13 protein-coding genes are annotated in these 14678 nt (G+C 65.1%); 8 read left to right on the forward strand and 5 right to left on the reverse strand.

Features of this window, described 5'->3' with window-relative positions; translation table 11 throughout:
• Positions 1–126: 126 nt before the first annotated feature.
• The 4 genes from scpB to LWC34_RS44760 all read left to right on the forward strand — a co-directional run bounded on the left by scpB (position 127) and on the right by LWC34_RS44760 (position 4471).
• Positions 127–957 carry an SMC-Scp complex subunit ScpB gene (gene scpB, locus LWC34_RS44745; protein WP_233734059.1) on the forward strand — a complete coding sequence of 277 codons (831 nt, stop codon included), beginning with the start codon at positions 127–129 and terminating at the stop codon, positions 955–957.
• Entirely contained in the window at positions 950–1699 is a 750-nt protein-coding gene (locus LWC34_RS44750) for a pseudouridine synthase (protein WP_233731378.1), read from the forward strand. The genes scpB and LWC34_RS44750 overlap by 8 nt, the downstream gene beginning before the upstream one ends.
• A complete protein-coding gene (locus LWC34_RS44755) occupies positions 1696–2721 on the forward strand; it encodes a dihydrofolate reductase family protein (RefSeq protein WP_308200238.1) in 1026 nt (341 codons plus the stop codon). Before LWC34_RS44750 ends, LWC34_RS44755 begins: the two co-directional genes overlap by 4 nt.
• A 148-nt stretch (positions 2722–2869) precedes the next feature.
• Positions 2870–4471 carry a glycosyl hydrolase family 18 protein gene (locus tag LWC34_RS44760; RefSeq protein ID WP_233731379.1) on the forward strand — a complete coding sequence of 534 codons (1602 nt, stop codon included), beginning with the start codon at positions 2870–2872 and terminating at the stop codon, positions 4469–4471.
• Here the strand turns inward: LWC34_RS44760 and LWC34_RS44765 are convergent.
• The gene (locus LWC34_RS44765; RefSeq protein ID WP_233731380.1) at positions 4464–5306 is read right to left on the reverse strand and encodes an AfsR/SARP family transcriptional regulator; all 843 of its coding nucleotides are present in this window, start codon (positions 5304–5306) and stop codon (positions 4464–4466) included. The two genes, LWC34_RS44760 and LWC34_RS44765, sit on opposite strands and share 8 nt — an antisense overlap.
• 258 nt (positions 5307–5564) lie before the next feature.
• Here LWC34_RS44765 and LWC34_RS58395 point away from each other — a divergent pair, with 258 nt between their 5' ends.
• Positions 5565–7043 carry a GMC family oxidoreductase gene (locus tag LWC34_RS58395; RefSeq protein WP_233731381.1) on the forward strand — a complete coding sequence of 493 codons (1479 nt, stop codon included), beginning with the start codon at positions 5565–5567 and terminating at the stop codon, positions 7041–7043.
• Here the strand turns inward: LWC34_RS58395 and LWC34_RS44775 are convergent.
• The 3 genes from LWC34_RS44775 to LWC34_RS44785 are packed head-to-tail and all read right to left on the reverse strand — an operon-like array spanning position 7033 to position 9930.
• On the reverse strand, positions 7033–9384 hold the full coding sequence (locus LWC34_RS44775; protein ID WP_233731382.1) for a LuxR C-terminal-related transcriptional regulator: 2352 nt from the start codon (positions 9382–9384) through the stop codon (positions 7033–7035). The genes LWC34_RS58395 and LWC34_RS44775 overlap by 11 nt on opposite strands.
• Before the next feature lie 18 nt (positions 9385–9402).
• Positions 9403–9564 (reverse strand): hypothetical protein, encoded by a 162-nt coding sequence (locus tag LWC34_RS44780; protein ID WP_233731383.1) that lies wholly within the window; start codon positions 9562–9564, stop codon positions 9403–9405.
• A gap of 39 nt (positions 9565–9603) precedes the next feature.
• Positions 9604–9930 (reverse strand): hypothetical protein, encoded by a 327-nt coding sequence (locus LWC34_RS44785; RefSeq protein WP_233731384.1) that lies wholly within the window; start codon positions 9928–9930, stop codon positions 9604–9606.
• 3 nt (positions 9931–9933) lie between these two features.
• Here LWC34_RS44785 and LWC34_RS44790 point away from each other — a divergent pair, with 3 nt between their 5' ends.
• The 3 genes from LWC34_RS44790 (at position 9934) to LWC34_RS44800 (ending at position 13814) form a co-directional block, all read left to right on the forward strand.
• Positions 9934–10122 carry a hypothetical protein gene (locus tag LWC34_RS44790; protein ID WP_233731385.1) on the forward strand — a complete coding sequence of 63 codons (189 nt, stop codon included), beginning with the start codon at positions 9934–9936 and terminating at the stop codon, positions 10120–10122.
• Positions 10123–10249: 127 nt separating this feature from the next.
• The gene (locus LWC34_RS44795) at positions 10250–12964 is read left to right on the forward strand and encodes an ATP-binding protein (protein ID WP_233731386.1); all 2715 of its coding nucleotides are present in this window, start codon (positions 10250–10252) and stop codon (positions 12962–12964) included.
• A gap of 100 nt (positions 12965–13064) precedes the next feature.
• Entirely contained in the window at positions 13065–13814 is a 750-nt protein-coding gene (locus LWC34_RS44800) for an SDR family NAD(P)-dependent oxidoreductase (protein WP_233731387.1), read from the forward strand.
• Here LWC34_RS44800 and LWC34_RS44805 read toward each other — a convergent pair.
• Positions 13805–14590, reverse strand: a complete 786-nt coding sequence (locus tag LWC34_RS44805; RefSeq protein ID WP_233731388.1) for a GAF and ANTAR domain-containing protein — start codon at positions 14588–14590, stop codon at positions 13805–13807. The two genes, LWC34_RS44800 and LWC34_RS44805, sit on opposite strands and share 10 nt — an antisense overlap.
• Positions 14591–14678: the final 88 nt, after the last annotated feature.

A 14678-nucleotide genomic window follows, 5' to 3' on the forward strand; every position in this document is an offset into this window, starting at 1 on the left:
ATCGCGGCCTTGGTGGCCTCGTTCGACGAGCGCAGCAAAGCGGTTGCCGAAGCCGAGGCGGCCGAGGCCGCTGCGGAAGTCGAACGCGGCCAGGTCGATGCCGATAGTACGGCTGAGCCGGAGTCCGTGGGGGAGCCGACCGAGGCCCCCGCTGCTGACGCTGGGCCTGAGGTGGGGGTGGTGTCTCTCGCCGAGCCGGAGACTGCCACCGGGCCGAATGAAGCTGGTCAGTCGAGCCCTGAAGCCGAGCCCGCCGACTCTCAGTCGGCCGAAGCTTCAGCGGGAGCCATCGATGGCGAAACCCCCGAGCTGCTAGACGCTCCTAACGCCACGGCGGCACCCGAAGCCGAGAGCGGAAAGGAATCCTCTGGCGACGACGAGGACCCGACAGCCTTCGCCTCCCGCCTCCCTGACCTCACCGACGACGAAACGCTCCACTCCGCCCTTGAGGCACTTCTGCTCGTCGTCGACTCCCCAGCCGAGGTCGAATCCCTGGCCGACGCCCTCGACGAGCCGGTCAAGCGGATCCGGGCCGCACTGAAAACCATGGCCGCTCAGTACGCCGAGCAGAACCGGGGCATCGACCTCCGGGATGTCGGCGGTGGATGGCGGTTCTACACCCGCGACAAATATGCCCCCTTCGTGGAGAAACTTCTGCACGATGGCCAACGAGCCAAACTCACCCGGGCCGCGTTGGAGTCGCTGGCGGTCATCGCGTATCGCCAGCCTGTCACTCGGGCGAGGGTCGCCGCTGTCCGAGGCGTCAATGTCGATGGTGTCATCCGTACCCTGCTTGTGCGTGGTCTGATCGAGGAGACCGGCACGGACAAGGACACAGGTGGCATCCTTTACCGGACGACCGAGCTGTTCCTGGAGCGGTTGGGGCTGTCCTCGCTTGAGGATCTGCCGCCCATCGCCCCCCTGTTGCCCGAAGTGGATGCGATCGACGATGTCTGAAAGTCCGGAAGGTGTCCGGCTGCAGAAGGTGCTCTCCAAAGCGGGAGTCGCGAGCCGGCGCGCGGCCGAGGACCTGATCGCGGAGGGCCGGGTGAGCGTCGACGGCGAGATCGTGCGCGAGTTCGGCCGCCGGGTCGATCCGCGCAACGCCGTGATCCATGTGGACGGTGTCCGGGTCGTGCTCAGCGAGGACCTGGTGTACCTGGCGTTCAACAAGCCGCTTGGCGTGCACACCACGATGACTGACGACCGCGGCCGCCCGTGCGTCGGTGACTGGGTCCACAAGTACGAGCGCAACGCCAACGCGGGCATCTTCCACGTCGGCCGTCTCGATGCGGACACCGAGGGCCTGCTGCTGCTGACCAACGATGGCGACCTCGGTCACCGGTTGACGCACCCGTCCTACGAGGTGCCCAAGACCTATGTTGCCGAAGTCCCCGGGCCGATTCCCCGGGAGCTCGGCAAGCAGCTCAAGGAAGGCGTCGAGCTGGACGACGGCTGGGCGCGCGCCGACGCCTTCCGGCTCGTCGACTCGATGCCGGGCAAGGCGATGGTCGAGATCGTCCTGCATGAGGGGCGTAACCGGATTGTCCGGCGGATGCTTGAGCACGTCGGTCACCCCGTGGAGCGGCTTGTCCGAACGGCGTTCGGTGACGTACGACTGGGCAATCAGCGGCCGGGCACGATGCGGGCGCTGAACCGCAACGAGATCGGCGCCCTCTACTCCGCTGTGGGCCTGTGAACCGGCCGTACACGATCCTCAGCGCGGCGATGTCGGTCGACGGCTACATCGACGACGCGACCGACGAGCGCCTGATCCTGTCCGGTGACGAGGACTGGGATCGGGTGGACGAGCTGCGCGCGAGCGTTGACGCGATCATGGTGGGCGCCAACACAATCCGCCGTGACAACCCGCGCCTTGGCGTCCGTTCGGACAAGCGTCGTGCCGAGCGGGAAGCGCGCGGGCTGCCGAGTAACCCTTTGCGCGTAACGTTTACCGCGTCAGGTGCGCTTGACAGATCTGCCGAGTTCTTCCGTGACGACAACTTCGTCGTGTACGGACCGCCTGCGGTCCCACTGTCCATAGTGGTTGAAGACCTGGCCAGACGTGGTGTGCGAAGGCTGATGGTCGAGGGCGGAAGTGCTGTGCACACAGCATTTCTGACTCAGAACCTGGCCGACGAGATTCAGCTCGCCGTCGCCCCGATCTTCGTCGGGGACAGTCGCGCGCCTCGGTTTGTCCAAGATGGACAGTTCGGCGCCGATCGGATGGTGTTGGACGGCATCCAACAGGTCGGCGACTGTACGGTGATGCGGTTCTTCCCTGATGCCGATCGGTACTGGTTGCGGGAGTGCATTGAGGAATCCCGCAAGTGTCCGCCGTCGGAAACGGCGTATCCGGTCGGCGCGGTGATCGTCGACAGCGAAGGCAGGGAGATCGCGCGGGGTTACTCTCGGGAGACCGATCCCAAGGCGCACGCCGAAGAGGAAGCGCTTGGCAAGATCCCGGTCAATGACCCGCGTCTCAAGACCGCGACCATCTACAGCTCGCTTGAGCCATGCAGCAAACGCATGTCCAGGCCGCGTAGTTGTTCACAGTGGATTATCGACGCCGGTATTCCCCGGGTGGTGTTCGCGCTGCGTGAGCCGAGCCGGTTCGTGGTCGGCGAAGGCTTCGAGATGCTTGCCGCGGCAGGCGTTACGGTCGTCGAACGACCAGATCTGGCGCCAGAAGTCAAGAACGTGAGTGCTTTGTACCGTTAAGACTGCACGAAGTACTCATCCCAGACGCGCTGGGATTTTCCTCTGTTACTCCATTCGGGTAACAGGTTGGTCTAGACCCTTGCTCTCAACGTGGTCTAAACCACATCGTTTCTTGCATCGCTCCGACCCCTGCCGTTTGAGGAGACTGATGTTCAAGTTTCGATGGCACCACGCCGCGGCCTTAACGGCCGTCTCGGCTTCGGTGGTGCTTGGCCTGGCCGTCGTGCCGGCCGCGGGCGCCGGTGGCGTCTCGGCCACCTTCAGCAAGGGTTCCGACTGGGGAACCGGCTACGAGGGCAAGTACACGATCACGAACGGCAGCACCAGCGCCCGTACATCGTGGACGGTCGAATTCGACCTGCCAGCCGGCCACCGCCTTTCGGGCCTGTGGGACGGCAACCAGACCACCAGCGGTCAGCGCGTCACGGTGAAGAACACCTGGAACGGCACCATCGCACCGGGTGCGTCGGTCAGCTTCGGCTTCAACGTGAACTACAGCGGTGCCTTCACCGCGCCGACCAACTGCAAGCTCGACGGTGGCTCCTGCTCGGCAACCGGCCAGCCGCCGACCGACCCGCCGCCCACGGACCCGCCGCCAACCGATCCTCCGCCGACCGACCCGCCGTCCGGCAAGATCAACCTGGGCTACTTCGCACAGTGGACGGTCTACGCCCGCAACTACCACGTCAAGAACATCCACACGAGCGGCTCGGCCGCCAAGATGACGCACATCAACTACGCGTTCGGCAACGTCCAGAACGGCCAGTGCGTGATGGGCGAGCGTGACCCGGACATCGACAAGTTCTACGACGCCGCGTCCAGTGTGGACGGCGTGGCTGACTCGTGGGACGCCGGCGCGCTGCGCGGTAACTTCAACCAGCTGCGCAAGCTGAAGAAGATGTACCCGCACCTCAAGGTGCTCTACTCGTTCGGTGGCTGGACCTGGTCCGGCGGCTTCGGCCAGGCGGCGCAGAACCCGGCCGCGTTCGCCGAGTCCTGCTACAAGTTCGTCGAGGACCCGCGCTGGGCCGACGTCTTCGACGGCATCGACATCGACTGGGAGTACCCGAACGCCTGTGGTCTGACCTGCGACACCAGCGGTCCGGCCGCGTTCAAGAACATCGCGCAGGCACTGCGTAACCGCTTCGGCCAGAACTACCTGGTCACCGCGGCGATCACGGCCGATGGCACCAACGGCGGCAAGATCGACGCGGCCGACTACGGCGGCGCCGCGCAGTACCTCAACTGGTACAACGTGATGACGTACGACTACTTCGGCGCCTTCGCCGCGCAGGGCCCGACGGCACCGCACTCGCCGCTGAGGTCGTACCCGGGCATCCCGACGCAGGGCTTCGACTCGGACACCGCGATCCAGAAGCTGAAGAGCAAGGGTGTGCCGTCGAACAAGCTGTTGCTCGGTATCGGCTTCTACGGCCGTGGCTGGACCGGTGTGACGCAGAGCGCACCGGGCGGCTCGGCGACCGGACCCGCACCGTCCTCAGTGGAACCCTCTGGCGGTATCGACGACTACAAGGCCCTCAAGACCCGGTGCCCGGCCAACGGCACGGTCGGCGGGACGGCGTATGCCCACTGCGGCAACGAATGGTGGAGCTACGACACCCCGGCGACGATCGGCGGGAAGATGACGTACTCCAAGCAGCAGGGTCTCGGCGGCGCGTTCTTCTGGGAACTGTCCGGCGACACGACCAACGGTGAACTGATCACGGCCATCCGCAATGGCCTCAACTAGATAGACATTGCGGCCCCGGGGAGCTGCCTGCGAAAGCCTCCGGGGTCGCAAACCCAACCGAGATCAGGCCTCGTGAGTGGTTATACGGGTTAGAACCCGCATAACCACTCACGAGGCGATTTGCTTGTCCGGTCAACACAGCTTGGTGTGCCTGCCGTAGGCCCGGTCCTGGATCCACGCCCAGCTCGTCGACAAGCCGTTGCCGCACAGTCGAATAAGCGTGCAACGCGTCCGCTTGACGGCCACACCGCGACAATGCGGTGATCAGCAAGGCCCAGAACCGCTCCCGCAACGGATATTGAACGGCCAGCTTCTGCAGATCCGGTAGCGCGCTGTCATGCAGCCCGGCTCGCAGGTCCAGTTCGAGTTTCCGTTCCAGCACCTGCAATCGGCGGTCCCACCACAGATCGGCCAGCTGCCGCAAGTAATCCGACGGCACGTCGGCCAACGCCTCGCCACGCCACAGGCCCAGCGCTTCCGTCAGCATCTCGGCTTCCCGCCAGCCAGCCGTCCGCGCGCGGAGAATCAGCGCCTCGAACCGCTTCACGTCCACTCTGGACTCGCCGACGACGATCCGGTATCCGCCGGAGCCTGCTTCGATACGGACTTCTCCGGCAAGCGCGCTGCGGAGCCGTGCCACACACGTATGGACAGCCGGTCGCGGATTCACCGGAACCGTGGTGCCCCAAATTGCTTCGACCAATTCGTCGAATCCGACGAACGTGTTGGCGTTGACCACCAGAACAGCCAACAGGCACTTCAGGCGCCCTGATCCGATCGGGATCGTCCGATCGTCCGTGGCCACCTCAAGCGGACCAAGAAGCCGAAAGTCCACACTCCCCCTTACTCGCCAGCGACAGATCCCCCGATGGGGGAACCATATGGCACCGGGATGTCATGTCAACTCTTCTGCATCACGGTGTTTCAGACCACTCGAATCGGCTAGGGGTAACCGCGTACGGGCATAAGTGGTTCGTCCGTTCGGGCTAGGTGTTTCGGCATCCGACAAATACATGCTCCCGCTCATGGTGTTTCCGGTGAAAAGCGCCGAAGGTAGTCAGCGGGTCGTGCCGTTGCGCAGAAGGGTGAGGTTGTGGACGGATATGACTACGTCGTGGTTGGCGGGGGATCGGCTGGTTGCGTGCTCGCCACGCGCCTGTCGGAGAACTCCGACGCGCGGGTATTAATGGTCGAGGCTGGTAGTGGCCAGGTGTCGGAGACTATGGCGACACCGGGGGAGTGGTTGTCGTTGCGTGGCGGCCCCCTTGATTGGGCCGATACAACCGTGCGTCAGTCCGCATTGGGGAAGTCTGTTGAATGGCCGCGCGGCCGTGCGCTTGGTGGTTCGTCGAGCATCAATGGAATGGTTTTCGCTCGTGGGCACCGATCCAGTTATGACGCCTGGGCGGAATATGGCGCCAAGGGATGGGGTTTCGACGACCTGCTGCCGTATTTCCAACGCAGTGAACGAGCCGAGGGGCGCGATCCCGCTGTCCGCGGCACGGATGGGCCATTGGTTGTGAAACCGGCCGGACAGTCACACCCGACCACGGCCGCGGCCATCGAGGCCGCGGTGGAGGCCGGGCATGGTCGTGCGGCCGACATCAGTGGTGGGCTTGAGGAAGGGTTCGGCTGGGTCGACCTCAACATCGTTGACGGCAAAAGGCAAAGCGTGGCCGACGCTTACCTCCGGCCGGTGCTCGACCGTCCTAATCTGACAGTCGTGACCGATGCGGTCGCGACCGGTTTGCGGATCGACGGTGATCGATGTACCGGAGTCGAGTACTCCGTCGGTGACCAGCTTCTCCGAGCGGAATGCTCGGGCGAGGTGGTGCTGTGTGCTGGCGCGGTTGGCTCAGCCAAGCTGATGTTGTTGTCCGGCCTCGGGCTTGCCGACCACCTGAGACAGGTCGGGGTCGATGTGGTCGCGGATTTGCCTGGTGTGGGAACGAACCTGCACGACCATCCGCGGTTCGTGCTTGTCTACACGGCGAAGCAGCCCGTGCCTGCCGGTGCCTACAACGACATCGAGGCAATTGGGCTGGCCCGCAGCGACTCTTCGTTGACCGCGCCGGACGTACAGGTGTTCTTCATGGCTCCTGTCCCACAAGAGTTCGGAAACGGCTTTATGATCGGGGTCTCCGCCATCACACCGCGCAGCCGTGGCCAGTTGCGACTGTCTACTTCAGACCCGCACGCGGCTCCTTTGCTCGATCCGAACTACCTTGGCGACAGTCGTGATCTGGAGGCACTGATTGTCGGATTGAATATGGCGCGGGAGATCGGGCAGGCGTCAGCGTTGGTGCCCTGGCGGGACGCGGAGGTCGTGCCTGGACCGGGAACCGACGATCGTGAATTTGTCCGAGCGAGCATCGAGTCCTACTACCACTACGCCGGGACTTGCCGGATGGGGACGGATGAGATGGCTGTTGTCGACGATGATCTTCGTGTGCGTGGTCTCAGCGGGTTACGCGTCGCTGACGCCTCGGTGGTGCCCTCGGTTCCGTCCGCGAACACCAATGCGACGGTTGTTGCCATCGCGGAACGCGCGGCAGCCCTGATCAGTGGCTGATTCCGTTGTGCTGCCACCATCTGGCGAGTGTGGCGCGATTGGACACCCAGGCCTCGCCGGTGTTGTTGACTTTCTGGATGATGTTGCTGACGTGTGTCTCGACTGTGCGCGGGCTGATGTGCAAGGCCTGCGCGATGTCCTTATTGGACAAGCCGTCGGTGAGCAACCCGATGATCTCCCGTTCGCGGTTGCTCAATCCGCCAACGTTCCTTTCCTTGACGGGCAACGTCATGGCCTGCTTGGCGAGTTGAATGGCCTCTTGGTCCGTCTTGGCCGCGCCGATCGCGACAAGCCTGTCCCATTCACCGGGACGGAGATTCTGTTTCGCGCGCTCTTCGGCCGCACGCTCGCACCTCCGGTACGGCTTCAGCCCGGAGATGTCCGCGCTCCCTTCCCGGAGCAGCTGTTTCGCGGCCCCGAAAACCTGTGCGGCCGACGAGTATTCGCCGAGCTTCGACAACAGGACGAAGAGCCAGAAGACCGTCCACGCCACGCCCCACATGTCGCTGATCCGGACCTGGATGTCCAGTGCCCGCCGCAGCAACCGCATCGCCTCGGCCAGGTCACCATGCAACGTCTCGGCGACCGCGTAAACCCAATAGCCCCAACTGATTGCCCACACCGCGCCGACCCGCTCGGCGTTCGCCAGCACCCGCGGCGCCTCGGTCATCGCCGTGGCGCGATCACCGTACAGCGCTCCAACGGCCCCGGTGAACAGGATGGCCATGCTTTTCAGGCCTTCCGTCGGGAAACCGTCCTCGACGGCGTGCATCTGCGGGATCAACGTTTCCCACGAAAGGTCCGGAGTGTCGAAATCGGACATCCAGGCGAACCCGACGCGCGCCTGCTGGAGCACGGGATGCGACTCGCTGCACCCGAGTGCACGCGCGACGTCCTCGGCTCGAGCCAGCAACGGCCGTGCGGTTGCCGGATCACCCTGGATTTCCGCCAGATGCGCGAAGATCGACAGCATCGTGACCAGTCGCTCGGAGTCATTCGGCAATACCTCGATGCTGAGCGTCAGCATCGATCGAATCTGCCCAAGCTTGCAGCCGTAGAAGTGGAAACGGCTCTCCGCCGCGTCGGCGACGAGGTCCGCGGCATCCTCGATCCGTCCGGAACTCGCCAAAACCCGGTGTGCCGCACGGATATTGGCTGTCTCCCGATCCAACCGCTTCATCCAGTAGATCTCATTGGCCCCGAACCACGCGCGGGCACCGGTGTGCACGAGATCACGGAAGTGATCAGCATGTGCCATGCGCGCCGCGGCCATCTCGCCGGATTCCTTGAGCACAGCCAAGCCGTAGTCACGCAAGACCTTGAGCAGCCGGTAGCGGGGATCATCGTGATCATTGACTTCCATCCGGACAATCGAACTGTCGATCAGTTCGGTGATCAGTCCAGACACTTTCCCTGCGCCGATCCCCATCCGGGTGCAGACAGCGGTGGCATCGTCGATGTTCATCCCGTCCTCGAACAACGAAAGCAGTGCCCACATCCGCCGCGCGCTTGGGCTGAGAAGCCGATAGCTCCACTCGATCGTGGACAGCATGGTCCGATGCTGCGCCCGATCGGACTCACCGCCAACCAAAACCCCGAGCGTGCCAGCCTTTTCGACATCGTCAAGGATCCTGGCAAGACTGAACGACGACAGCCGCGTCGCAATCAGCTCGTAGGCCAGCGGCAGACCCTCCAAGAGGACACAAAGCCGTTGCGCGCGCTCAAGGTCTCTCGGGTTTTTCGTGATGTCCCTGCCCACCAACTTGGCGCGGTTGATCAGCAGGGCCATTGCCTCGGAATGCTCACCACCCGCGACCGACATCGGGCGTACCGCGATCCGGACGCCGCCCTCCACCCCGATCTTGTGGTCACGGCTGGTCGCCAGAACCCGCAGCGAATTCGTCCCACCGAGCAAGTTCCGCACAACCCGCGGCAGCGGTCCATCCAGGTCATCGCCCACGAGGTGCTCACAATTGTCCAGCACCAGAAGAAGGCGGCGATCGCGCAGATGCTCAACCAAGCGGGCCACAATGGGCGTTCGGGCGTTGTTGTCGCGTAGTCCCACACTGACCGCGATCGTGGCGGCCAGCTGCCGTTCATCATCCGCGGCCGCGACCTCGTCCAGATAAACAACCCGCACGTCTTCACGATCTTGGTTGACGAGCTTCACCAGCTCCTGCATCAACCTGGTCTTGCCGACCCCGCCAGGCCCCCACAGGGTCAACAGCCTGATGGTGTCGTCCCGTAGCACTTCTTGGCATTCCTCAAGCAGCGCTTCACGACCGATGAATGACGTCAGGCGTTGCCGAAGCGGCACCAGCCGGTCGTGGTCGATGATCACTCAGCGCATTCTAGCCGCTCACCGGACCACCGCGGATACGTGCGAAACGTCACGAGGCCGACGCGTGGCTGTGCCCGGCCCAACCCGCAGGAACTCGTGTACGTCCACATTGGTTCCCGCCAACGCCTTGCGCGCCATCGTAGCCAGGTACAGGTTCATTGCCGACTGTTCGGCCTTCATCAGGATCGCTTGTACCGCAGCACGATTCTCCGCGGCGGGTCACTTGCTGAACGCGGCCTTCTTGCAGTCGTTCTCGATCTTGCGTTCCTGGTCGTACGGAACGGTCGACTGACGACTGTATGTCCATCCGCTGCCCAGCGGCTGCGTCGCCTCGACCGGCACCCCGTGCTCGTTCATGCACGTGATCCACTCGTGGTAGTCGTCGAGGTAGTGCGGGTTTTTCGCCTCGTCCATCTCCGGTGGCTGAAGGGGAAGGCGTCCCTGGCACTTCTGCACGGCGCCTTTGCTCGCCGGACTCTGGTCGTTCATGTCCGGCGTCTGGACGGTGCTGCCTCCCGGCGTCGTGCGCTCTCGGCCGTTGATCATCACATGGCCGTTTTGCTTGAGGCAGACGTAATAGTCGCCCAGGCCGCTTGCGTTTCCTCGTCGCTACTGTCCAAACGCAACTGTGGTCGCCGCGATTCGTCCGACGGTGGCGCCGAACTAGGCGCGGCGGTGCTGCTGTTAGGCCCGGTCGTCGGCAGCGACGCCACTTCCTTTGGCGGGTCGGCTGGCTGAGTGCAGGCCGTGAGAACGGCCGCCGCGCCACACACCGCGACCACGGCACGGGAGAGGTTCATGCGGCCATGATGGTTGACGCTTGTCAGGACGAGCGACGGGATCACGTGGCATTAGGCTCTTGGCCATGTTGGTCGGCCGGAATGCGGAACGGGACCGCGTCGAGCGATTACTGGAGCAGGCGTCTTCCGGTCGTAGCGCGGCACTGGTCATCCGCGGCGACGCGGGGATAGGCAAGTCCGCGCTGCTTGATCATGCGGTGGCGACGGCTCAAGGCATGCGTGTGCTGCGCGGCGTCGGCATCGAATCCGAGGCGGAGCTGGCGTTCGGTGCTCTGCACTTGCTGCTGTACCCGTATCTGGATCGGCTCGACCTGCTGCCCGGCCCCCAAGCAGCCGCGTTGCGGGGCGCGTTCGGGTTGAGCAACGACGCCGCGACCAACCCTTTCCTGATTGGCGCGGCGACGCTCACGTTGCTCGCCGAGTTGGCGGCGGAGAAGCCGTTGTTGTGCGTGGTCGACGACGCGCAATGGCTTGACCGCGGTTCATCGGACGCCTTGTTGTTCGCCGCTCGACGGTTCCAGGCGGACCCGGTCGCGATGCTGCTCGCGGTCCGTGACACCGCAGTGCCGTTTCAGACACCCGGCATCGAGGAGCTGAGACTGTCGGGCCTGTCGCCAGAAGCGGCGGCCGGGGTGCTCGACCACAACAGCCCTGGGCTGACTGCGCCGATGCGGGCACGGGTGTTGGAAGAGGCCAACGGGAACCCACTTGCCTTGCTGGAACTCGGTGCGGCACGTCTGGCCGCGCAGCGTGAAGGTCGTGCGGAGCCCGCGCACCAGGTCGGACCGTTGCCGGTGACCCGACGTGTGCAGGACACGTTCCGCGACCAGATCGTCAGCCTGCCCGAGGCGTCCCAGTCGATCCTGCTGGTCGCCGCAGCCGACCGCTTCGCCGGGATGGACACGGTGCTGCGCGTCGCCCGCGTGGTCGGCACGGACACGTCCGACCTCGACGCGGCCGAACGCGCAGGTCTGATCAGCGTGACCGATGGGGAACTGGCGTTCCGGCATCCGCTCGTGCGCGCCGCTGCCTATCAGTGCGCCACCCACCACCAGCGGATCGCGGTCCACCGGGCCTTCGCCGAGGCACTCACCGCCCCTGACGTCCTCGACCGTCGGGCCTGGCACCTCGCGGCAGCTACCACCGAGCCGGACGAGGCCGTGGCCGCCGAACTCGAACGGACCGCCCTGCGGGCAGAACGCCGTGGCGGGGCCATGGCCGTGTCGGCCGCGTACGACCGCGCTGGCCGGTTGAGTGTGGATCCGGAGCTCAAAGCCCGTCGCATCGCCAAGGCCGCGCTCGCCGCCTACGACGCGGGCAAACCCGATCGCGCGGCGCGTCTGGCCGTTGAAGCCACGTCGCTCACCACCGATCCGAGCATTGTCGCGGAGGCGACGTTGCTACGTGGCCAGATCGAGTACGAGCGAACCTCACCCGAAGCGGATGCCGCGCTCGCGTGCGAGGCGGCGCGGCTGGTCATGGACAGTGATCCTGAACGAGCGGTCGTCATGTTGACCGAGATGATCTGCACAGGTCGCGACGCGGGCGCGTCGCCGCTGATCGCCGAGGGCGGACGGCTGATGGGGCAGTTGCGGCTGCAGCCGGAGTCCGCGACGCGTGCGTCCGCCGACGCGCAGATCAGCTGGGGCGACCTGCTGAGTGGCCGACCAGAGAACGCGGTCGGCCCGCTCCGCGCCATGATCGAGATCGGCCGCCAGGAGAAGGCGGATCTCATGCATCGGGTCGTGGCCGGGTTCAGCGGGCTGATGCTGGCCGAGGATGAGGCAACCATCGCGGTGATGGACCTGATGCTGGCCGAAGTACGCGCCAGCGGAGCGTTGACGTGGATCCCGTACGCGCAGGAAGTCATCGCCTTCGCCCAAGCGCTGAGCGGTGACTTCCTCACGGCACAGACCTCCTTGGCCGAGGCAGTGGGGCTCAGCACCGAGTTCGGGATGAACATGGAAGTCGCGGTGTTGCGTTCGACGTCCGTATGGCTGGCCGCGGTGACGGGCGACGAGCCGCGATGCCGTGAACTGGCCGCCGAGGTGCTGCCGGTGCTCGATGGGCGTCACGCCGTCGGCACTGCGATGGTGTCCTGGGGCCTGGGCCTGCTCGACCTCGCTGCCGGACGGTATGGCGCGGCCTTCGACGCGCTGCACGCCGTGTGCGTGGGCCCGGCCAAGTACGACTTCCTCATCCGCGCGGTCGCCGACCTGGTGGAAGCGGCGGTCCGCGACGGCAATCCGGACCGGAGCGCCGATCAGTTCACGGCGTTCAAACGGTGGGCCGAACATGTGGACAGTCCGGTCGCTTCCGCGTTGTTACGGCGCTGCCAGGCGATGCTCGAGGACTCGGAGGAGCACTACCAGGCAGCGCTCGACCTGCACAGCGGCCGATTCGACCAGGCAAGGACCCAGTTGCTGTACGGCGAATGGCTACGCCGCCGACGCCGTCGCAGCGAGGCACGAACCTCACTGGAAGCCGCGCTGACCGGGTTCAAGCGTATGGGCGCGTCGATCTGGGCAGCACGTGCGACGAGCGAACTCACCGCCCTGGGCGAACGCCCGACGCTCGACCCCGTCGCCGACGACCCGCTCAAGAACCTGACGCCGCAGGAGGTGCAAGTCATTCGACTGGCAGCGACCGGGCTGAGCAACAAGGAGATCGGCGCGCAGCTGTTCCTCAGCCCGCGCACGATCGGCCACCACCTGTACCGCGCGTACCCGAAACTGGGCGTCACCAGACGGATCGAACTGACACAGCTCGGCCTCGGATGACTTAGCCGCCGGCCTTGGCGCCGGTCGCACGCCAGTCGCGTGACCGATGTGAACGGATGTGACCAGGTCATAGCTTGTCTGGCAACGAAAGGAGCAGCTGATGTTGCTTGAGAACAAGACCGCGGTGATCTACGGGGGCGGCGGATCGATCGGTGGCGCGATGGCCACTGGCTTCGCCGCCGAAGGCGCCAGGGTCTTTGTGGCAGGCCGGACACCGGCGACGCTCGAGACGGTCGCGGACAGAATCCGCGCCGAGGGCGGCCAGGCCGAGACGGCCGTGGTCGACGCGCTGGACGCGTCCGCTGTGAACGACCACATCGACGCCGTTGTGGAGAAGTCCGGCAGCGTGGACATCTCGATCAACCTGATCGGCCTCGATGCCATCTTCCAACCGCTTGCCGACATCTCCACGGCCGACTTCGTCGCGGCCATCAGCAAGGGCCTGACCACGCAGCTGATCACCACAAAGGCCGCAGCCAGGCACATGGTCAAGCAGGAATCGGGAGTCCTGCTGTTCTTCGGCGGGTCGGACCACGCGAACAGCCTCCCCGGAATGGGCAACGTGCAGATCGGCATGGACGCCGTCGAGTCGCTGCGCAGGCAGTGGGCGGTCGAGCTGGCGCCGCACGGCATCCGCACAGTGACCCTGCTCACCGGCGGAATCGTCGACACCTTCCCGGACATTCCGGAAATGGCACCCGCCAGGCAGAGCATCATCGACGCGTCGCCGCTCAAGCGCGCCGCGACCATGGCCGACGTGGGCAGCGTCGCCGCGTTCGTCGCGTCGGACAAGGGCCGCAGCATCACCTCGACCCAGGTCAACATCTCCGTCGGCGCGTGCTACGGCTGATCGGCATCGAGTTCCATATGCCGGTCGGTTAGCGTCTTGGCCAACTCGCTCAGCTTCACGTTGAGCGACTGCGAGGTCTCCCGCAACACGTCGAACGCCTCATCGGCGGTGATTTTCCGGCGCTGCATAAGGATTCCCTTGGCCTGGCCGATCACGTCACGGCTGTCGATGGCCTTGCGCAGGTGTGCTTCCTGCAGCTGGGCGAGGGTGATCGCGCGAGTGGTCGACAGTGCCAGTGATCCGTGGGTGGCCAGCAGCAACATGATGTTCCGATCGGCCCGGTTGAAGCTGTACTGATGGCGTGAGTAGACGTTGAGCGCGCCAGACAGCGCCGGTGGCTGTGGATCACGGATCAACGCGGTGGACAGTACGGCGTGGAAACCGAGGTCTGTCGAGGCCGAGGCGAACTCCGGCCATGTTTCATCGGCGGTGAGGTCGTTGCTCAGCGAGAACGCGGGTCCGTCAGGATCGACCGCGGTTATGCACGGGCCGCGCTCGCTGTCGTACTGCACCTCGTCGAGCCGCACGGCCAGCGGATCGGTGGAGACCGGGGTGTGCAGGCTGCCATCAGCGTCACGCAGCGTGACGCTGACCAAGTCGGCGCCTGGGACGAACCGGACCGCGGTCATCACCAGTTCATGCAGCACTCCACCGACGGTTTTCGTGGTCAGCAGGGACCTGGTCAACGCCGCGAACTGCTCGCCAAGCGGGCCGGGAATGTCGTCCCGGCCCGCGACGAACTCGGCTTTGTCGTGTCGCCACTCGGACTCGCTCACCGCTCGTCGCCTTTCCGTCTCGGGTAGAAGCCTTGGGTACCCCGAGGGCCGGGATGTTCACACTGTGACCATTGGCCTGCTGGCGTGT

The organism is Kibdelosporangium philippinense (assembly GCF_021390435.2).
In the GTDB taxonomy this organism is placed as follows: Bacteria; Actinomycetota; Actinomycetes; order Mycobacteriales; family Pseudonocardiaceae; genus Kibdelosporangium; species Kibdelosporangium philippinense.